The following is a 20,192-nucleotide window of genomic DNA, read 5'->3' as shown; positions in this document are numbered from 1 at the left end:
ATGTGAGATTACGCAACGGAGGAACTGCATTATGCGTTTACTGGTCATTGACGGCAACAGCATTGCCAACCGCGCTTTTTACGGCATCAAGCTGCTGACCACCAAGGACGGACGTTATACCAACGCCATCTATGGCTTTTTGAACATTCTGCTCTCCCTGCTCAAGGAGTGCCAGCCGGATGAGGTGGCCGTGGCTTTTGACCTGAAAGTCCCCACCTTCCGGCATAAAATGTACGATGGCTACAAGGCCACCCGCCACGCCATGCCCGAGGAGCTGGCGCAGCAGATGCCGGTGCTCAAACAGCTGCTGGCAGACCTTGGCTACCGCACCGTTACCGCCGAGGGCTGGGAGGCGGACGATATTCTGGGTACACTGGCTGCTGCCTGCGCCGCCCGGAAGGACGACTGTTTCCTTGCCACCGGAGACCGCGACAGTCTGCAGCTGGTGAGCGAGAGCACCACCGTACTGCTGGCTGCCACCGTAATGGGGCGCAGCAAGACCGTGGTGATGGACGAGGACGCCATTCAGGAAAAATACGGCCTTGCGCCCAAGCAACTCATTGAGGTGAAGAGCCTGATGGGCGACACCTCGGATAACATCCCCGGCGTGAAGGGCATCGGCGAAAAGACCGCCCTCTCGCTGGTGCAGACTTTCGGCTCGCTGGAGGGCGTATACCAGAACATTGACGACAAGCGCATCAAGCCCAAGCAGCGGGAGCACTTGTTAGAGGACAAGTCCATGGCCGAGCTGAGCCACACGCTGGGCACCATCCGCACCGATGCCCCCATCGACACCGCCGAGGGGTCCTACACCGTGGGCGAGGGCAACAAGCCTGCCGCCGTGCGGCTTTTGCAGGAATTGGAGATCCACTCCCTGATCCCGCGGTTCGGGCTGGACGGCGTAGCGCCGGAAGCCGCCGCCGAGGAGCAGGCCGTGGAGCTGCCGGAAGCCGAACTTGCTCCCCTGCCCCTGACCCCCGCCGGACATTATCTGGTGGCTGCCCGCCCCGCCGTTACCGGCAAGCAGGGCACCCGCAACGTGGTATTGCAGCCGGAAAGCTGGTACGCCGTGCAGGACACCACCGTCTACCCGCTGGAGGACGCCGACCTGCTGCGGCTGCTGGACAACGCCGATGTGACGCTGGATGTGTTCAACTCCGCGCCCCTCTACGCCAAAGCCATGGCTGCCGGCGGCTGGGGCAGCAGCATCGTCTGGGACGGCAAGCTGGCCGCCTATCTGCTGGATGCGTCTGCCTCCAAGTACCAGATCAGCGAGCTGATCCCCGCCTACAAGGCCGCTGCCGCCTTTACCTGCACCGATTACCCGGACGCCGGGCGGCTGGCCGACCTGTTTGCCCGGATGAAGGCCGAGATCACCGCCTGCGGCGAGGATGCGCTGTACAACGAGATCGAGTTCCCGCTGGCACAGGTGCTGGCCGATATGACCCGCACCGGCGTGCTGGTGGATAAGGACGGCATCGAGCAGTTCGGCGTAAAGCTGCGGGAGGAGCTGGAGCAGGTGCTGACCCGCATCCACATGGAGACCGGCAGCGCCACCTTCAACCCCAACAGCCCCAAGCAGCTGGGCGAGATGCTGTTCGACACCATGGGTCTGCCCCACGGCAAAAAGACCCAGCGCGGCTGGTCCACCGACGCCGAAACGCTGGAAAGCCTGCGCGAGTACCCGCTGGTGGAGGACGTTTTGCAGTACCGCGCCTACCAGAAGCTGAACTCCACCTATGTGGAGGGTCTGCTCAAGGTCATTGGCGAGGACGGGCGCATCCACTCCACCTTCAACCAGACCGAAGCCCGCACCGGACGGCTCTCCTCCGATAACCCCAACCTGCAGAACATCCCCATCCGCACCGAGCTGGGCAGCCAACTGCGCGCCTACTTTGTTGCAAAGCCGGGCTGCGTGCTGGTGGACGCGGATTACAGCCAGATCGAACTGCGCATTCTGGCGCATATCACCGGGGACGCGCATATGCAGCAGGCCTTTTTGAACGGTGAGGATATCCACCGCAGCACCGCCGCCAAGATCTACGGCATCCCGCAGAGCGAGGTAACGCCCCGGCTGCGCTCCTCTGCCAAGGCCATCAACTTTGGCATCATGTACGGCAAGGGCGCGTACAGCCTTTCCAAGGATATCGGCGTGACTGTGAAGGAGGCAGACGCCTTCCTCAAGAACTATCTGGCGGCTTTCCCCAGCGTGAGCGGCTATATGGACAAGACCATCGCGGATGCCAAGGCAAACGGCTATGTGTCCACCCTGTTCGGCCGCCGCCGCACCCTGCCGGAGTTGGCCAGCACCAACTTCAATGTGCGCGCCAGCGGCGAGCGTATGGCCCGCAACACCCCCATTCAGGGCACCGCTGCGGACGTGATCAAGCTGGCCATGGTGCGGGTGTGGAAGCGCCTGCGGGACGAAAAGATGGCCAGCCGCCTGATCCTGACCGTCCACGATGAACTGATCGTGGAGGCCCCGGAGGCGGAGGCCGAGCAGGCCGCCCGCATCCTGCGGGAGGAAATGGAAGGCTGCGTGCAGTACGCGGTGCCCCTGAGCACCGATGTGCACGCAGGCAAAAACTGGCTGGAGGCACACTAAAATGATCATTCTCGGAATTGAGTCTACCTGTGACGAAACTGCCGCTGCACTGGTGGAGGACGGGCGGCATCTGCTGAGCAACGTCATCTCCACCAGCGTCAAGGAGCAGGCGCTGTACGGCGGTGTTGTGCCGGAAATCGCCAGCCGCCGCCACTGCGAATTTATCAGTGCTACGGTCAAAAAAGCCCTGCTGGACGCCGGCAAGACCATAGACGATGTGGACGCCGTGGCCGTCACCTTTGCGCCGGGGCTTATCGGCGCGGTGCTGGTGGGCGTAAATTTTGCCAAAGGGCTGGCCTACTCGGCGGGCAAGCCGCTGGTGCCGGTGCACCATCTGCGGGGACACATCGCTGCGCTCTACCTGACCCACCCGGAGCTCAAGCCGCCCTTTTTGTGTCTGGTGGCTTCCGGCGGGCACAGTCATATCGTAGAAGTGCAGGACTACACCCACTACCACATTCTGGGTCATACCGTAGACGATGCTGCGGGCGAAGCCTTTGACAAGGTAGCCCGCACGCTGGGTCTGCCCTACCCCGGCGGCCCCAGCGTAGCCGCTGCCGCCAAGACCGGCGACCCCAAGGCCTACCGTCTGCCGGTGCCCCATGTGGAGGGCAAATATAACGTGAGCTTTTCCGGTTTAAAGACCGCCGTACTCAACGAGGTGAACAAGGCGCAGATGAAGGGCGAGGAAGTGAACGTACCCGACCTTGCTGCCAGCTTTCAGGAGCGCATTGCGGGCATTCTGGCCGAAAAACTGCTGCTTGCCGCTGCCGATACCGGGGCAAAGCAGGTGTGTCTTGCCGGCGGCGTAGCTGCCAACGGCCGTCTGCGTCAGCTGGTGAATGACGGTGCCCAGAAGCTGGGTGCAAAGGTCTACCTGCCGGAACTGAAGTTCTGCGGCGACAACGGCGCGATGATCGCGGCACAGGGCTACTACCAGTACATTGCCGGGCACACCGCCGGGCTGGAACTGAACGGCCTGCCCACCCTGCCCATCGACTATGAATAAACACAACACGGAGGTGTTCCCATGACCGAGCGCAACCCTATCCTGCAAAGCCTGTTCGACCGCAAGTCGGTGCGGGTGTATGAAGAAAAGCCCATTTCTGCCGAGATGAAGCAGGCCATTTTAGAAGCTGCCGCACAGGCACCCTCTGCAGGCTGTCAGCAGCTGTACACCATTTTAGACATCACCGACCCGGCGCTGAAAGAAGCGCTGGCTGAAAGCTGCGACCATCAGCCCTTTATTGCCAAAGCACCGCTGGTGCTGGTGTTCTGCGCCGACTGCAAAAAGTGGTACGACGCCTACTTAGAAGTTGGCTGCACGCCCCGCACCCCGGGTGTGGGTGATCTGATGCTGGCAGTCACGGACGCCGCCATTGCCGCACAAAACGCCGTGGTCGCCGCCGAAAGCTTTGGCATCGGCTCGTGCTACATCGGGGATATCATGGAGAACTGCGAAACCCAGCGCAGTCTGCTGCACCTGCCGGATTATGTGTTCCCGGCGGTGATGTTGGTGTTCGGCTGGCCCACCCAGCAGCAGAAAGACCGCGTAAAGCCCCAGCGCTGCGCCATGGAGCACATCGTGCACGAAAACGGCTACCGCACCATGGACGGCGCGGAGCTGCGGGACGCCTTTGGCTACAAGGCTGGCAACGCGCCCTTTGAGCAGTGGTGCACCGCCTTTTGCAACCGCAAGTATAACTCCGATTTTTCCAAGGAGATGACCCGCTCGGTGGAGGAATATCTCAGCCAGTTCCGCTAAATCCGGCGGACATTCTGCATTCCATTTTCACCGGGTTGAATCTGCATGGTTCTATTACAGCGCAACCGTTTCCCATCACGCCCCCTAGCGTGAAAAAGTGGTTCAGAAACGTCCGCAGACGTTTCTGAACCACTTTTTATAATAATCATTCCGCTGAATATGCCCAAAGTGCAACGACGACGACCGCCGCCAGTGGCGGAAACAGGGAGGAGTTGTTGGGGCAGCGGCCAGCAAGACGCAAGTGCCGTCCAAGGCACGATGCGGATGCTGGGTGCCGCAACCCGATAAGCGGAGGGCATTCCAAATCGTTTCACCCCCAAAAAGCGGCAGCTGCACGGTGTTTTGTGCAGCTGCCGCTTTTCTCGTTTATCTCTGGCTTTCCGCAAACAGTGCGCCCAGCTCCGGCAGGATATCGTGCGGCAGCATCCCGTACTCGCCGCGCTTTGCGGCGGCACGGTCGGCGGCGGCACCGTGCAGGTATACCGCACAGGTAGCGGCTTCGTAAGCGGGCAGACCGCAGGCCAGCAGCGCCGCCAGCATCCCCGCCAGCACATCCCCGCTGCCGCCCCGGGCAAGCCCCGGGTTGCCGGTAGGGTTCACGCACACCCGCCCGTCCGGGCTTGCCACTACAGTGCGTGCCCCTTTGAGCACCACCACGGCGTTCCACGCCTTGGCATAGTGCAGGGCGATGCCCTCCCGGTCGGCGGCAAACTCTGCTGCCGAAAGCCCGGTCAGGCGCGCCATCTCGCCGGGGTGCGGGGTGACTACCAGCTCCCCCGCCGGGTGTGGGAAGGGTTTGCCCTCTGCCAGCAGCTGCGCGGCGGCGTTCAGACCGTCCGCGTCCAGCACCGCAGCCCCGGCAAAGCCGGGCAGAAGCTGCTGCACCAGCGTGCGGGTCTCGGCGGCCCGGGCAGCGCTTTGCGCTGTGCCGCCAAGGCCGGGGCCCAGCAGCAGCACGGTGGCCTTCTGCCGCCGGAGCAGCGGCACATTTTCCGGCGCAATGCCGCCCTGTGCGCCCTCCTTACAGGGGCACAGGCAGCACTCCGGCAGACGGGTAACGGCAGCGCTGACCACCGGTTCCACGCTGGCAAGGGTAACGATGCCCGCCCCGGTGCGCAGTGCGCCCTCGGCTGCCAGCAGGGCAGCACCCCGGTAAAAGGCACTGCCCGCCACCGCCAGCACGCTGCCAAAGGTACCCTTATGGCTGTCCCGGGCACGGGGCGGGATGCTCTGCCAGACAAATTCTTTGGTAATTTCCACAGCCATGGGTGCACCTCCAGAGAACGATTTGAATGCCCTCCGCTTATCGGGTTGCGGCACCCAGCATCCGCATCGTGCCTTGGATAGCACTTGCGTCTTGCTGGCCGCTGCCCCAACAACTCCTCCCTGTTTCCGCCACTGGCGGCGGTCGTCGTCGTTGCTGGGCATTTCTAGCGGAATAAATATTTTAAGATTGTCGGTTTGGAAAATCTGCGGATTTTCCAAACCGACTTTTTCACAAGAGAGGAAATTTTTGGGGTCAGCCTTTACGCCTGTCCCTGCACAAGGGCGCGGATCTGCTTTTCCACGTTCTGCACTTCCTCGTGAAACATCCGGGCGGACACGCGCAGTGCGCCGTGGCCAAGGATGATGACCTGCTCCATACCGTCCGAGGTCGCCACGCGGACACGGCGGCTCTTGCCGATTTCATGGGTGACCCGCTCGATGAACATATCGGCGGTCTCAGCCTCCTTGGTATAGACCACATGGATATTGTGGTACTGCTCGATGGCGCCGGGGCTGCCGGGCACGCGGTAGGCATCGAACACCAGAATGAGCACGCATTTCTGGTAGCCCTGATAGTTGCACAGGATATCCATCAGCTTGCGGCGGGCGGCGTCCAAGCTTTCCTTCGCCAGCGCGTTCAGCTCGTCCCACGCAAAGATGATGTTGTAGCCGTCCACCAGCAGATACTCCGGGGCAATTTCCCACTGCTCTGCGTCAAAATCCGGGCGTTCGGTCTTTTGCACCGGGCGGAAGGCCGCCAGCGGATCCCGCTTGATGGGGCCGTAGGTGCGCTCAAAAATTTTGAGCAGTTCGGCATCCTCCTCCAGCGTGGCGCGGTAGGCCATGGCGCGGCGCTGGGGCGCAGCCTGCACCTCCGGGCGGGCGGACTTTGCCTTGCCCCAGCCGCTTTCAACGTGCATATGGCTGCGCACCTCGCTCCACGGCACCACAAAGCCAGCACCATGGGCGCAGAATACGGAATCTGCGGGGTTGTCCAGATCATGCTCCGGCTGGTAGCCGGTTTCTGCAATGACCTCCTGTGCATTGTGACAGGGGCGGTAGCCGTCCAGCGTCAGGCTCAGATGTCCCCTGCCCCGAGTGTAGCTGACCACCTCCATGGGGTAGCTGCGCATGGTGGATACCGGCGCAAAGCCGGTCAGGGTGGCGGTCTCCGCGCCGCTTTCCGGCGGGTCAAAGCTGCCCTCCATGCGCTGGATATCGCTCATGGCGCGGCCGATGTTCTCCACCGGCACTTCCAGTCGGAAGGCGTACCACGGCTCTAACAGCTGGCTTTTGGCCAGCATCAGCCCCTGCCGCACGGCGCGGTAGGTAGCCTGCCGGAAATCGCCGCCCTCAGTGTGCTTGAGGTGCGCTCTGCCGGTGAGCAGAGTAATTTTTACATCGGTCAACGGTGCGCCGATCAAAACGCCAAGGTGCTGCTTTTCTTCCAGATGGGTCAGCACCAGACGCTGCCAGTTTTTGTCCAGAACCTCTTCCCGGCAGTCGGCGGCAAACTGCATCCCGCTGCCCCGGGGCAGCGGCTCCAGCAGCAAATGCACCTCGGCATAGTGGCGCAGCGGCTCGTAATGTCCCACACCTTCCATCGGCTCAGTGATGGTCTCCTTATACAAAATGCCGCCCGGACCAAAGGATACTTCCAGCCCGAACCGCTCGGCCAGCAGACTGCGCAGCACTTCCAGCTGCACCTCGCCCATCAGCTGCACATGAATTTCGCCCAGCGTTTCGTTCCACACCACATGGAGCTGCGGTTCTTCCTCCTCCAGCCGGTGCAGCTTACCCAGCGCGGCGTGCACATCCGCACCCTCCGGCAGCAGCACCTGATAGCTGAGCACCGGTTCCAGCACCGGCACATCGCTGTCCCGCTCTGCCCCAAGCCCGGTGCCGGGCTTTGCATGGGTCAGGCCGGTCACGGCGCACACCTGTCCCGGGCCGATGGCCTCGGTCAGGGTATATTTTGCGCCGGAATACAGCCGCAGCTGGTTCGCCTTTTCTGCCCACGGCTCGCCGTCCGTTTCGCCGGAGAGCAGAGCCTTTACCTTCAGCTCCCCGCCGGTGACCCGCAGCCATGTCAGGCGGGTGCCCTGCTCGTCCTGCGATACCTTGAACACCCTTGCACCAAAGGCGTGCAGCGCCGGGGCGGGGCGGGTGTAGCGGTCAAGCCCCTCCAGAAGTGCATCCACCCCGTCCAGCCGCAGCGCCGCCCCGAACCAGCACGGAAAAACGTGCCGCCGTGCAACTGCGGGGATAATGTCTGCATCGGTCAGGGTTCCCGCGTCCAGCATTTTTTCCATCAGCTGCTCATCGCACAGCGCCAGTGCTTCGTTGCGAGCGGCAGGCTCTGCGCCAAAATCCACAAAACCCTCGCCAAGGCGGTGATTCAGCTGGCTGAGTAACTGTTCCCGGGTCATGCCGGGCAGGTCCATCTTGTTCACGAATACAAAGGTGGGCACATGGTAGCGCCGCAGCAGCCGCCACAGCGTTTCGGTGTGGCTTTGCACGCCGTCCGTTCCGCTGACCACCAGCACGGCGTAATCCAGCACCTGCAAGGTGCGCTCGGTCTCGGTGGAAAAATCCACATGGCCGGGGGTGTCCAGCAGGGTGATGGCGGTATTGCCCGCCGTAAGCAGCGCCTGCTTGGAAAAGATGGTGATGCCGCGCGCTTTTTCCAAGCTGTCGGTGTCCAGAAAGGCATCTCCGTGGTCTACCCGCCCCAGCTTGCGGATAGCACCGGCGCGGTAGAGCATGGCCTCGGAGAGGGTGGTCTTGCCGGAGTCCACATGGGCCAGAATGCCCAGTACGATCTGTTTTTGCGTTGTTTCCATGCACTGCTCCTATAAGCCGTTTTCCTAAGTACTGCGCACCATTTCCAAAAACAGCTTTTAAAAATAATTTCCTGTTTATTGTAACACGCTTTGGAGGGAAAAGAAAGTTTTCCGGTACAAATCCCGCAGGCAAAAAACAGCACCGGACAGAAAATGGTCTGCCCGGTGCAATTTTCTTAAAAAAGGTCCAGCATATTGTCCAGATAGATTTCCTCCCGTACCTGCAGCTGGTATTCCGGCTTTGTCATGTAGTAAAGCAGAAATTCCAGCACCAATGCGCTGCCAAGTCCTCTGCCCTCTATCTTGAACTGGGAAAAGCCTGCGGGCAGATACCGCTGCCGGATGTCATCTACCCCGATAAACCCGGGGCTGCGCATCGCCTTGGAAAAGCGGTAGCCCCCGACGGCATCCGGGGCGGTGCAGCGGTGGTCCGGGCATTCCTCGCCCAGATTCTGGCGGCTGACCGTCTCGTAGCAGCGCTTGCGCTCGGTGCAGCCGAACCAGCAGCACTCGTTGCACAAAAATTCCACCTTGGCCTTTTGCTCCGGCGGCAGGGTGCGCAGCTGTTCCAGTGCCGGGTTCAGCCGGAAATCTGGCACCACATACCGGAACTGCGGCTTTTCCAATTCCTGCCGCAGCTGCGCAAACTCGGTGAGCACTTTGGTGGTGGAGGACACCAGATACAACTCCGGCCAACGCTGTTGCAGATAGTCCGCCAGCAGGTCAGAATGGACGATCACACCGTTTGGCACACTGCCGCTTTTTGCAAACTGTTCACACAGGGCGTTGCACTGCGGGTCGGCAAGGTGCTCAGCCCGCAGCAGGGAATTGCTGAAGGTCAGCCGCCCGGAGATGCCGTATTCCCGCAGCAGCGCCAGCACCTCACGCGGAGCTGCCCCGCCGCAGGAGATGCGTCCCCCGCCCCAGATACAGCCCGCCGGTGCGCCGTAGATGGAGCCAATGGTGCACCAATCGTAAAAATATTCCCGGTGCTCCCGGTACAGCGGCAAAAAACGGCGGTACAGCTCGTAAAACTCGAACAGGCCGGGCAGATGATAACAGGCAGCTGCGGGCTTTTCCATAGCGGTTCCTTTCCTGCAAAAAGGGAGCTGCTGCGTAAAAATGCCGTGCAGCGGCTCCCCTGTTTTTATCGTATTTGCTTTTGTTACACGGTAGCGCCGACCTGAGGGGCACCCCCGGCAAGCTGCTCTGCCGTAAGCGGCTGGGCTTCTGCGGGGGCGTTCAGCCGCTCCTTGGCCACAGCCAGCATCAGCTTGATGCGGTTTTCCTGATTGACCCGGGTGGCGCTGGGGTCGTAGTCGATGGGGGTGATGTTGGCGCTGGGGTACAGCGCACGGATCTTGTTCACCATGCCCTTGCCCACGATATGGTTGGGCAGGCAGCCAAAGGGCTGTGCACACACGATGTTGCCGTAGCCGCCCTGCACCAGCTCGATCATCTCGGCGGTCAGCAGCCAGCCCTCACCCATTTTTGCGCCCAGCGAGATAACGCCCTTGGGCTTTTCCACCAGTTCCTTGAAGGAGCCCGGCGCATAGAACCCGGCGTCCGTCTCTGCCTTGAGCATGACACGCTCCACGCTGTCCAACCAGTTGAGGAACTGGTCGGTGCCCACCTTTACAGCCAGCTTGCCGCCGTACAGCACATGATCCTCGCCCATGTTGAAGGCGCAGTACTGCACAAAGCCCATCAGACCGGGGAAGTTCACCTCGCAGTCCTGACTTTCCAGAAACTTCTGCAGTTCGTTGTTGCCCAGCGGGCTGTACTTGACGTAGATCTCGCCCACAACACCCACCTTGACCTTGGGCACCCGGGTGACCGGGATAGTGGCAAATTCCTTTGCGATGAGCGGGAAAGTGTGCTTCATTTCCCGGGAAGTAAAGCCTTTTCCGGCCAGCAAGGCACGGCCCAGACGGGCGATCCAGCGGTCCATCATGCGGTCAGCAGCACCCTTTTCGTTCTCGTAGGGGGCCACCTGATTGCGCAGCGCACACAGCATATCGCCGTAGAAGATGCAGGCGATACACTTGCGCGCCAGCGGGAGGGTCATCTGGAAGCCGCTGTCCTTTTCCAGGCCGGAAAAGTTCAGGCTTGCCACCGGGATCTGCGGATATCCAGCCTTGACCAGCGCCTTGCGCAGCAGATGGATGTAGTTGGAGGCACGGCAGCCGCCGCCGGTCTGGGTGATCAGCAGCGCGGTATGTTCCAGATCATACTTGCCGCTGTTCAGCGCATCCAGAAACTGGCCGATGACCAGCAGCGCCGGGTAGCAGGTATCGTTGTGGACATACTTCAGCCCCAGCTGTGCCACGGCACTGCCGCAGTTGCCCAGCAGCTCACACTTGTAGCCCTCGCAGCGCAGTGCGTACTCCATAAGCCGGAACTGGGTAACGGCCATGTTGGGGATGAGGATGGTGTGGGTCTTTTTCATCTCCGGGGTAAATTTGGGATAATGATATTCCATAGGTTCCTCCTATGTTGCTCTAAACAAGATAGTCCCCGCAAAAGCTTCCCCTCGCCGGGGGGAAGCCCTTCAGCCTATCTCAGGGTTTCTTTTATTCTGACTTTTCTGCGGCGGCCTCGTCCCGCTCGTCCAGTGCGGCAAACAGGCTGCGCAGACGGATGTTCACGGCACCGAGGTTCGTGATCTCGTCGATCTTCAACTGGGTGTACAGCTTGTTGCCCCGCTGCAAAATCTCGCGGGTCTCGTCGGTGGTAATGGCATCCACGCCACAGCCGAAGGACACCAGCTGCACCAGATCCATATCCTTTTGGGTGGTGCAGTACTTGGCGGCAGCATACAGGCGGCTGTGGTAGGTCCACTGGTTCAGCACACTGGTGGGGAACTTCTGCACCCGGTTGGAGATGCTGTCCTCGGTAACCACCGCAGCCCCGTGACGGGTGATCAGATGGTCGATGCCGTGGTTGACCTCCGGGTCTACATGATAGGGGCGGCCTGCCAGCACGATGATGCGCTTACCCTGACGGCGCGCCTCGTCGATGATCTCGCTGCCCTTTACCCGGATCTTAGCCATGTGTGCTTCGTACTCCGCGTAGGCAGCATCGGCTGCGGCCTGCACCTCCCGCTCGGAGATGCCGCCAAAGTACTTGGGCAGCACCTCCTTTGCCATCTTGTGCACAAAATCCTTGGGACGGTGGATGCCCACATAATCATAGATGAACTTTTTGCCTTCCAGCTCCGGGCAGTTGCCTGCCAAAACCTCCGGGTAGTAGGCCACCACCGGGCAGTTATAATGGTTGTCTCCCAAGCCCTCGTCCACATTGTAGGTCAGGCAGGGGTAGAAGATGGCGTCCAGCTGCATCTGGCTCAGCGCCTTGATGTGGCCGTGGCTCAGCTTTGCCGGGAAGCAGGCGGTATCGCTGGGGATGGTAGCCTGTCCGGCCAGATACAGCCCGCGGGTGGACACCGGGCTGGTGTGCACCGCAAAGCCAAGGCTCGTCCAGAAGGCGTACCAGAAGGGCAGCAGCTCGTAGAAGCCCAGACACATCGGGATACCGATAGAACCGCGCTTGCCGGGCACAGGCTTGTAGCTGGCCAGCAGCTGCTGCTTGTAGGCGTACAGGTTCAGGCTGTTGTCCTCGCTTTTGCCGGTAACGGGCTTATCGCAGCGGTTGCCAGAGATGAACTTGCGGCCATCGGCAAAGGTGTTGACGGTCAGCTGGCAATGGTTGCCGCAGCCGCCGCACTTGACGCTGACCACCTGCTGTGCAAACTTTTCCAGCTCCTGCTCGTCCATCATGGCAGAGGTGGTCTGGTTGTTTTTATGGCTCTGGCGCAGGCCGTACAAGGCAGCACCGTAAGCACCCATCAGACCGGCAATGTCCGGCCGGATGACCTCCACGCCCATCTCCTTTTCAAAGGCACGGAGCACGGCTTCATTATAAAAGGTACCGCCCTGCACCACGATCTTGCGGCCCAGCTCTTCCGGGCTGGAAGCGCGGATCACCTTGTACAGCGCGTTCTTGACCACGCTGATGGACAGGCCTGCGGAAATATTCTCGATGCTGGCGCCGTCCTTCTGCGCCTGCTTGACCGAGCTGTTCATGAACACAGTGCAGCGGCTGCCCAAGTCCACCGGGCGGTCTGCGAACAGACCCAGTGCAGCAAACTTCTTGACGTCGTAGCCCAGCGCCTGCGCAAAGGTCTGCAAAAAGCTGCCGCAGCCGGAGGAGCAGGCCTCGTTCAAGAAGATGTTGCTGATGGCACCATCCTCGATCTTGAAGCACTTCATGTCCTGCCCGCCGATATCAATGATGAAGTCCACGTCCGGCATAAAGTACTTGGCAGCGGTAAAATGTGCCACCGTTTCCACCAGACCGTAATCACAGCGGAAAGCGTTTTTCACCAATTCCTCGCCGTAGCCGGTGGTGGTAACACTGGCCACCTGCAGCCCCGGATGCTCCTTGTAAATCTTGAGCAGCTGCTCCCGAATCAGAGGCAGCGGGTTGCCAAGGTTGGGCTGATAGTTGGTGTACAAAATCTGGCTCTTTTCGTCCACCACCACCAGCTTGACGGTGGTAGAACCGGAGTCGATGCCGATATGCACCGGCCCGCAGTGGGCACTAAAAGCCACGCGGGGCACACTGTGGGACATGTGCCGTGCGTGGAAAGCCTCGTACTCCTCCTTGCTGGCGAACAGCGGCGGCTCGCTGGCATAGGTTGCGGTGGCGGCGTACTTGTCCAGCGCAGCGGCCACCTCGGTGAGCACAAACTCCTTGTCGGCATACAGAGCAGCACCCAGCGCCACATACAGCAGACTGTTTTCCGGGCAGGTACCGGTCACGTTCAGCGCTTCGTCAAAGCTCTTGCGCAGCACGGTGCTGAAGGTGAGCGGGCCGCCCAGATAGAGGATATTGCCCTTGATGGGGCGACCCTGTGCCAGACCGGCAATGGTCTGGTTGACCACTGCCTTATAGATGCTGGCGGCGATATCCTCGGTGCGGGCACCCTGATTGATCAGCGGCTGCACATCGCTTTTGGCGAACACGCCGCAGCGGCTGGCGATGGTATAGGTACGCTGCGCCTGCTCGGCAGCCTTGTTCATTTCCTCGGCGCTCATCTTCAGCAGAGTGGCCATCTGGTCGATGAAAGCACCGGTGCCGCCGGCACAGCTGCCGTTCATGCGCACCTCGGTGCCGTTGGTCAAAAACAGGATCTTGGCATCCTCGCCGCCCAGCTCAATGACGCAATCGGTCTTTGGCATAAAGCGCTTGACCGCCACGCGGGTGGAGAACACCTCCTGCACAAAGGGCACGCCGCAGCTGTCGGCTAAGCCCATACCGGCAGAGCCGGAGATGCTGAGCAGCGCCTTGCGGCCATGCAGATGCTCGGCATCAATGCGCCGCAGCAGCTCCTGCGCCTTTTCCAGAATATGACTATAATGTCGTTCGTATGTAGAATACAGCAGTTCATCATGCTCGCCCAGCACCACGCACTTGATGGTGGTACTGCCGATGTCAAGACCTACTCTCACCTTGTTTTCCCTCCTAAGGACAAATAACCGGAACATAACGTCCCGGCTGCCATGGCAAACAGCCGTTATGCGGCAAAGACACGCAACGGCGTTTTTTCTTTTTAGCTTCCCGCATTGCGCATCTACGTCATTTTCAAACAGTACGCGTTATAAAAAACACAGCAAATGCGTTTTTGCATACACTATTATTATAATCCAATCGCGGGCGGCATTCAATCCATGTTGTCTATTTTACACGAAAAAAATAGTATTTTTTGCTCAAAAGGCTGAACTTTTTGTGAACATGTGTCGGTTTTCCCGCAAAAAAAGCCGCCGCACAGCGCTTTGTGCAGCGGCCTTATACCGGCGGAACGATTTCGAATGGCTCCGCATACGCTTTGGCTATTTTCAGCGGAAATTCCTCTCTACGCCCCACGCGTAAAAATGTTTTTGGAGTGCTCCATTCTCCTTACCGATTCACGAAATTCAGCACCAGAACCAGCAGCAGCATGTGCACGGGGTAAAAGGCGTAGCAGGCATACTGGAAAGGCTTGCTGTGGTAGCCCTGCCGACCGCGGTACAGCCAGATGGGCACCAGTGCCAGCAGCGCCAGCCCCTGCTGGCAAAGCTCAAAGTCCATGCCGAAGAGCTGAATGGGGTACATCAGCCCGCCCAGCAGTTCCACGTTGACCCAGTACAGCGCTGCCAGCTGCCCCAGCAGGCACCACCACCTGCGCCCGTGAAAAAAGTAGAAGATGAACACGGTCAGCACACCGGCGCCGTAGTAGTCCACCATGCCCAGCGTACCCAGCACCGCGCCTGCCGCCACCACAAGGGCCGCTACCAGCAGGTACAACCATGTTTTCTGCTTTTTGCGCACCGTTTCCATCAAGTGGATGCCCAGAATGCCCAGCAGCAGCGTCCAGATGACGTTCTGGTGCACCGGGTAGAACCATGTGCCGCCGTACATCAAATCGAAGGGGATTTCCGAAAGCAGGGCAAACAGCAGCAGACGCAGGGTGTATTTTTTCAGGTCATGGGTGTGGAAGTAGCCCTCCACCGCCATAAACGCAAAGATGGGAAACGCCACCCGCCCGGCACAGGTCAGCCATTCCTGCGCGGGCAGCAAAGTGGCCCACAGGTGGTCCATCAGCATCAGCGCCATGGCAAGGATATGAAGGGCCGCTGCGCTCAGGTCAAAGCGGGTCGCGGCAGTGGGGCTGATTGGTTTCGTTGACATACTCGCACCTCGTCTTTTGTCGAAATTCAGTTCCTTTATCTGGAATACGAACGAGCCCCGCAAAGAATTGCAGCCCCGGTAGTTCTTTTCCCGCCGGGGCCGGCTTGCTGCTTTATTTTTTCTGCTGCGAACACCCTAGCAACAAAAAGGTAGCGCCAAGGCAGCGCCATACCACTGCCGTAGCGTGATCCCCTCCGGTAACAAAGTTCAGCGCCGCAGCAAGAAAAAACAGCAGCCCGATGAGATAAAACAGCTTACACCTTTTCATAGCTCATACCTCCGGTTTTGGTTTTCCACCGGCTATTTTGGATACGGCAAGCGCAGGGACGGCTGCCATTTTTTGTGTGCACAGGGGCGCAAAGCGCCCGCCCGGCACGCAGAAGGTGTGCGCCCGCAAAATCTGCGGGCAAAATTCATGAAGGGTGGCTTGCCTGCCTGCCCATGGAGACGTAAGCGCAAAAGCAGGAATGCGGGAAAAAGCAAGGGACGGTTTCGGCGAAAAAGCGTCTGGCGGTGGCGGAAAAGCCGAACGCAAGATTTTTTCATAATAGCTGGCTCGTAAGGTGAGCCGTACCAAAACTTCCTTGCGGAAATGTGCAGCGTTATAGTTCATCTGCACCTGAACCGGCAGCTGTGCACCCGGCGCTTGCCGCACCCAAAATAGCCGGTGGAACGTTTATTTAGTTTTGGACATTTTCCAGATAGGTCTCAAATGCCTCGGCAAAGCTGGCGTTCACATCAAAGGGGACAGTGTAGTCTACCTTGGAGGTCACAAGGCAGATGTCCAGCCGGTTGGAGGTTTCGTCTGCCTGCCGGTTCAGCTTGCTCAGCGCCGCATGGATGACCTTGCGGTCGTAGTTGATGGTGGTCACCCGCTTCACATCGCAGCAGTAGGAGATCTGGTTGCCCTCAGCGTTGAAGCGGTAGCCGGTGCCCCCGCCGGAGAGCAACTGCTCAGAACTGCGCAGGTCGTTCATCCGTTTGAAGGTGCGGGCAATGCTCTGCCGCGCGGCATTCAGGCTGACCTCGCTGTCCATATCCATGTCCAGTGCATCCTTTGCCTTGCGGATGGCGGCAAACAGGCGGCTTTTTTCCTCCAGCAGATAGAGCATGAACCGGGCAACGTCGGTGATCTGCTCTGCATATTCGGTCTGTGCCACGTCCATAACGGTCTCGTCCTCGGCCTCGGGCATCACCTTATGGCGCAGATAGGTGTTGGCCACCTTGGTCACGTTGGCATCGCAGTCCAGAATGCCCTGCGCCTCGTCCAGCAGAGACTGGAGCTTGTTCTGGTAGCGGAATGCTTCCTTCAGGTTCATAGTCGTTCCCTCCATCTTGTTTTTTCTGCTTTCAGCTTACCACAGACTGCCCGCCCGCGCAAGCCTTCCGGTAAAATGAGCAAAACGCCCGCCCCGGCATGACCGGGGCAGGCGTTTTGCTTTTGCTGTGACACTTATTGGGATAAGAGATTGGCATTACTCAGCCGGCCACGCGCTCGGTGCGGCCTGCCTCCAGCATATAGCGCAGGAAGCCGGTCACGTCGGCAGGGTCGGTCACGGTGAGGTCAAAGCCCTTTTTGGGGGCAGTGTCCATCATCTGCAGCATGGAGCGTGCGGTAGTGTCCTTTTTCAGGTCGCAGGTCTTGCCGTTGTCCAGATGCAGCAGCACGCTGCCGTGGCTGGCAGAAAGCTGGCGCATGAAACGTTCCTTATCAAAATACTCGATACGAAGCATAGGAATACCTCCTTGATGAAATGGTTTATGTTACACTTGCCGTCCGGCCCTCTTTGGACTGGCGGCGGGAGAATAGCGGTTTTGCCCGGCAGTGGAAACGCTTGCACAGCTTGCGTCCCGGTTGCCTTGGTGCTATACTGAGCTTGGAAGCTCTGATAGGATAATACCACAAAACAATCGCTAATAATAGAATAAAACCGCATAGTATATGCAACAAAACCGGCATTGACAAAAAACATTCAAAGTATTGCGGAAAGGATTTGGTGAATATGGCATATCAGACAAGCTGTGCCTCTTATACCAGCGGCCGGGTGGGGCTGTCCAGCGCTACTGCCGTGGTGGCCGATGCCGCCGGGCGGGAGCAGGCCCAGCACGGCAGCCCGCTGTTCCCTATCGCCTGCTATGCCGAGGATCTTTCCTGTTTTTCGGTGGCGTGGCACTGGCACGAGGAATTTGAGTTCATTCTGGCGGCGTTGGGGCCCATCCATGTAGATGTGAACAAGACCCGGCTGACTTTGCAGACCGGGCAGGGGGTGTTCATCAACTCCGGGGCGCTGCACGCGGTAGAGCCTGCCGAGGGCAGGGCGCTGCTGCACTCCGGCGTGTTCCAGCCACGGCTTATCGGCGGCATGGACACCGTATTCTGGCAAAAACTCATCCGCCCGCTCTTGCAGCCCGGCACACCGCCCTTCTTTTTGCTGGACGAGGCCGTGCCATGGCAGCGGCAGGTGCTGCTCTGCCTGCGGGAGGCGTGGAAGGGCGTGGCGGACGAGCCCTTTGACTACGAGAACCGGGTGCGCTACCACCTTACCGCTGCCCTGCGGCTGCTCATTACCCAATGCGTCAGCGGCAAGGTGAAGGTATCGGAGCAGGAGCAGATTGCCTCGGAGCGGATGAAGCAGATGCTGCGCTATGTAGAGGAGCACTACGCCGAGGAGCTGACCGTGGAAAAACTGGCCGACTGCGTTGCCCTGAGCGAAAGCGCCTGTCTGCGCAGTTTCCGGCAGTTTCTGGGCATCACACCCATCCAGTACGTCAAGCAGTTCCGGGTGGAAAAAGCCGCCGAGCTGCTGCGCTCCACCCGGCTCAAGACCGGCGAGGTGGGGCTGGAATGCGGCTTTTCGGACGCCAGCTACTTTATCAAGACCTTCCGGGAGATCAAGCACTGCACCCCCCGGGAGTACCGTATCCGCTTCTGCTGAGCAAAAAGTAAAAAATGCCGGGCAGCTGCAAGCTGCCCGGCATTGCATTATAAAATTTCCCCTTGCCAGCGCTCCGGCGGGATGACCGGCTCGGTGACAAAGGCCTCGGGGTTCGGGGCAAGAACATGGCGGGTGACCCGGAAAAGCCCCCCGGCGTCGCACAAAATGCAGCTTGCATCGCCAAATTTCGTGTTCCGGGCTGCGCCGCAGTCCAGATACGCCTGTTCCAGCTTGACGAAATCCTCCGAGATGTGCGGCTGCTGTGCGTTGTAGTGACGGCGCATATAGACGGTGTGCTGCGCCCCGGCTTCGTCCACCACGGTCATCTGCATGGGCTTGTCGGTCAGGCGGTTCGGCACGTTCAGCACCTCCTCCACACTATGGATAAAGGTGTTGCGGGCGTGGGTGACCCCCAGCAGCAACACCTTGCCGTGGGCTGCCCGCAGCCGATCGTAGCAGCCGCCGGGAGTGCAGGGGGTGTTGGCGTCCAACTCCCCTTCCAGATACGCAGCTGCGCCCTTGCCGTAAGCTGCCATGCTGTGGGTGGGGTGCAGCGAGCGCACCACGCCAGGGCGCTGCCGGAACAGCTCCGGCAGAATGCCCACACAACACGGGCTGCGGCGCACATCGAACACTCGGTTTTCCTCGTTGATGAACCGCCATGTGTGGGTGGGCAGCAGCAGCAAGCCCTCCGCAAAAAACTCCATCCATGCGTCCAGAACCGTGTCTGCGCCGCCCTCCACCGCGCCAATGGACTTCATGGAGGAATGGATCAGGATGGTCTCGTTGCCTGTCAGCCCCATCGCGGCAAGGTCGTGCTTGAGGTCAGCCTTTGTGTATGCCATGTCGTTTCTCCTTTTCGGGCATTTTGTCTGTACCCAGTTTACCGCCTTTTGTGCGGCAAAGCAAGCACGCACGCAAAAAAGGCAAACACCCTGTTGTATTTGCCGGAGACGAGCCGGTATCTGCGGGGTGTGTGCCCTTGCAGCTTTTTTAGTAAAATCCTGTATACAGCATATCATCTCGCAGCGTTACCGCGAAACAAGCACAGCGCCTTGCAATTATAGCAATTTGACAGTTGTTTCCTGTTTTCTTTGTGCATTTGGTACAACAGTCACTTGATTGCAGCATTTTATCAGCACTTTTCCCGCATTGCAAAGTGGTATATCAGTTTTTCAGTTTCAGGAACAGTTCCGTGCGCGAGTGCGCATTCTTGTATACAAGTATTCAAATTAAGTTCCATTCCAGCATTGACATTCAGTTGCTGTAACGGTACAATGATACTAAGATTACATTTACCGGATAAATGGAGAACAACTATGGCTACATTACAGCACACTGATGAGCTCTATCATATTCTCGAGGACGAGATCTGCGCGTTGAAGATCCTGCCCGGGGAAGCACTGAGCGAAAACCAGCTGTGCAAGCGGTTCGGCGTTTCGCGCACTCCTATCCGCAGCGTTTTGCAGCGGCTGGAGCAGAACCGCTTTGTGCAGATCATTCCCTGCAAGGGCACCATTGTTACCGCCATCGACACCGGCGTGGTGGACCAGCTCATCTTCCAGCGTGTTGCGGTGGAGGGCATGGTGTTCCGGGATTTTGTGCAGAGCTGCTCGCCCATGGAGATCCTTGCGGTAGAACACCTTTATAATATGCTGCTGGAAGCCGCTGCAGGGCGCAGCGACCCGGAGAACTTTGATTTCAACCACTTCCTCAGCTGCGACCTTGCCATGCACGAGTACTGGTTCCACAAGACCAGCAAGGAGTACCTCTGGGAGCAGATGACCCGTCCGCAGGCAGACTACTCCCGCTTTATCCGTCTGGACATCGTGGGTGCACGCAACGTGTCCAGCGTCGTCAGCGAGCACGCCGAGATGCTGCGCATCCTGCGTGAGAAGGATCTGGACGCCATCGAGCCGCTGATGCGCACCCACCTGTACGGCGGTGTGAGCCGTATGGGCAGCAAGATCTACTCCGACGAATACCGCGGCTACTTCAAGCTGCCGGAGAACAAAAAATAAAGAAGGCCGCTGCACAGGAAACTG

The 20,192-nt window shown here is 59.5% G+C and carries 15 protein-coding genes; 5 read left to right on the top strand and 10 right to left on the bottom strand.

Annotation, left to right across the window (positions count from 1 at the left end; genetic code table 11):
• Window positions 1-31 precede the first annotated feature (31 nt).
• From polA to C7J97_RS09535, 3 genes are read left to right on the top strand one after another with little or no spacing between them, the layout of a single operon-like run.
• A complete protein-coding gene (gene polA / locus C7J97_RS09545) occupies window positions 32-2,605 on the top strand; it encodes a DNA polymerase I (protein ID WP_113992886.1) in 2,574 nt (857 codons plus the stop codon).
• A 1-nt stretch (window position 2,606) separates the two neighbouring features.
• Complete coding sequence (gene tsaD, locus C7J97_RS09540) at window positions 2,607-3,614, top strand: tRNA (adenosine(37)-N6)-threonylcarbamoyltransferase complex transferase subunit TsaD (RefSeq protein WP_055186061.1); 1,008 nt, start codon at window positions 2,607-2,609, stop codon at window positions 3,612-3,614.
• Between the two features lie 21 nt (window positions 3,615-3,635).
• Window positions 3,636-4,370 (top strand): nitroreductase family protein, encoded by a 735-nt coding sequence (locus tag C7J97_RS09535; RefSeq protein WP_113992885.1) that lies wholly within the window; start codon window positions 3,636-3,638, stop codon window positions 4,368-4,370.
• A gap of 366 nt (window positions 4,371-4,736) precedes the next feature.
• Here C7J97_RS09535 and C7J97_RS09530 read toward each other — a convergent pair whose 3' ends face one another.
• The 9 genes from C7J97_RS09530 to C7J97_RS09495 all read right to left on the bottom strand — a co-directional run bounded on the left by C7J97_RS09530 (window position 4,737) and on the right by C7J97_RS09495 (window position 16,945).
• The gene (locus tag C7J97_RS09530) at window positions 4,737-5,636 is read right to left on the bottom strand and encodes an NAD(P)H-hydrate dehydratase (RefSeq protein ID WP_113992884.1); all 900 of its coding nucleotides are present in this window, start codon (window positions 5,634-5,636) and stop codon (window positions 4,737-4,739) included.
• Between the two features lie 260 nt (window positions 5,637-5,896).
• Window positions 5,897-8,479, bottom strand: a complete 2,583-nt coding sequence (locus C7J97_RS09525; RefSeq protein ID WP_113992883.1) for a translation factor GTPase family protein — start codon at window positions 8,477-8,479, stop codon at window positions 5,897-5,899.
• 176 nt (window positions 8,480-8,655) lie between these two features.
• Window positions 8,656-9,561: a hypothetical protein gene (locus tag C7J97_RS09520; RefSeq protein WP_113992882.1), complete on the bottom strand. Its 906-nt coding sequence runs from the start codon at window positions 9,559-9,561 to the stop codon at window positions 8,656-8,658.
• An 83-nt stretch (window positions 9,562-9,644) separates the two neighbouring features.
• Window positions 9,645-10,961 carry a 2-hydroxyacyl-CoA dehydratase gene (locus tag C7J97_RS09515; protein ID WP_113992881.1) on the bottom strand — a complete coding sequence of 439 codons (1,317 nt, stop codon included), beginning with the start codon at window positions 10,959-10,961 and terminating at the stop codon, window positions 9,645-9,647.
• Between the two features lie 91 nt (window positions 10,962-11,052).
• On the bottom strand, window positions 11,053-14,028 hold the full coding sequence (locus tag C7J97_RS09510) for an acyl-CoA dehydratase activase (protein WP_113992880.1): 2,976 nt from the start codon (window positions 14,026-14,028) through the stop codon (window positions 11,053-11,055).
• Between the two features lie 412 nt (window positions 14,029-14,440).
• Window positions 14,441-15,211 carry a TraX family protein gene (locus C7J97_RS09505; protein ID WP_113992879.1) on the bottom strand — a complete coding sequence of 257 codons (771 nt, stop codon included), beginning with the start codon at window positions 15,209-15,211 and terminating at the stop codon, window positions 14,441-14,443.
• A gap of 271 nt (window positions 15,212-15,482) precedes the next feature.
• The gene (locus C7J97_RS14865; protein WP_147232762.1) at window positions 15,483-15,824 is read right to left on the bottom strand and encodes a hypothetical protein; all 342 of its coding nucleotides are present in this window, start codon (window positions 15,822-15,824) and stop codon (window positions 15,483-15,485) included.
• A 67-nt stretch (window positions 15,825-15,891) separates the two neighbouring features.
• Complete coding sequence (locus tag C7J97_RS09500; RefSeq protein WP_242983489.1) at window positions 15,892-16,545, bottom strand: hypothetical protein; 654 nt, start codon at window positions 16,543-16,545, stop codon at window positions 15,892-15,894.
• 145 nt (window positions 16,546-16,690) lie between these two features.
• Window positions 16,691-16,945: a hypothetical protein gene (locus C7J97_RS09495; RefSeq protein WP_055186070.1), complete on the bottom strand. Its 255-nt coding sequence runs from the start codon at window positions 16,943-16,945 to the stop codon at window positions 16,691-16,693.
• A 269-nt stretch (window positions 16,946-17,214) separates the two neighbouring features.
• Here C7J97_RS09495 and C7J97_RS09490 point away from each other — a divergent pair, with 269 nt between their 5' ends.
• Window positions 17,215-18,147 (top strand): AraC family transcriptional regulator, encoded by a 933-nt coding sequence (locus C7J97_RS09490; protein ID WP_113992877.1) that lies wholly within the window; start codon window positions 17,215-17,217, stop codon window positions 18,145-18,147.
• A 47-nt stretch (window positions 18,148-18,194) separates the two neighbouring features.
• On the opposite strand, the gene C7J97_RS09485 is transcribed toward C7J97_RS09490, so the two are convergent.
• Window positions 18,195-18,992: an AAC(3) family N-acetyltransferase gene (locus C7J97_RS09485; RefSeq protein ID WP_113992876.1), complete on the bottom strand. Its 798-nt coding sequence runs from the start codon at window positions 18,990-18,992 to the stop codon at window positions 18,195-18,197.
• Between the two features lie 474 nt (window positions 18,993-19,466).
• Here C7J97_RS09485 and C7J97_RS09480 point away from each other — a divergent pair, with 474 nt between their 5' ends.
• Window positions 19,467-20,168, top strand: a complete 702-nt coding sequence (locus tag C7J97_RS09480; RefSeq protein ID WP_005925075.1) for a GntR family transcriptional regulator — start codon at window positions 19,467-19,469, stop codon at window positions 20,166-20,168.
• The last annotated feature ends 24 nt before the right edge of the window (window positions 20,169-20,192 follow it).

The sequence above is a fragment of the Faecalibacterium prausnitzii genome (genome assembly GCF_003324185.1).
In the GTDB taxonomy this organism is placed as follows: Bacteria; Bacillota; Clostridia; order Oscillospirales; family Ruminococcaceae; genus Faecalibacterium; species Faecalibacterium prausnitzii.
This window is presented reverse-complemented; position numbering and strand designations above follow the sequence as displayed.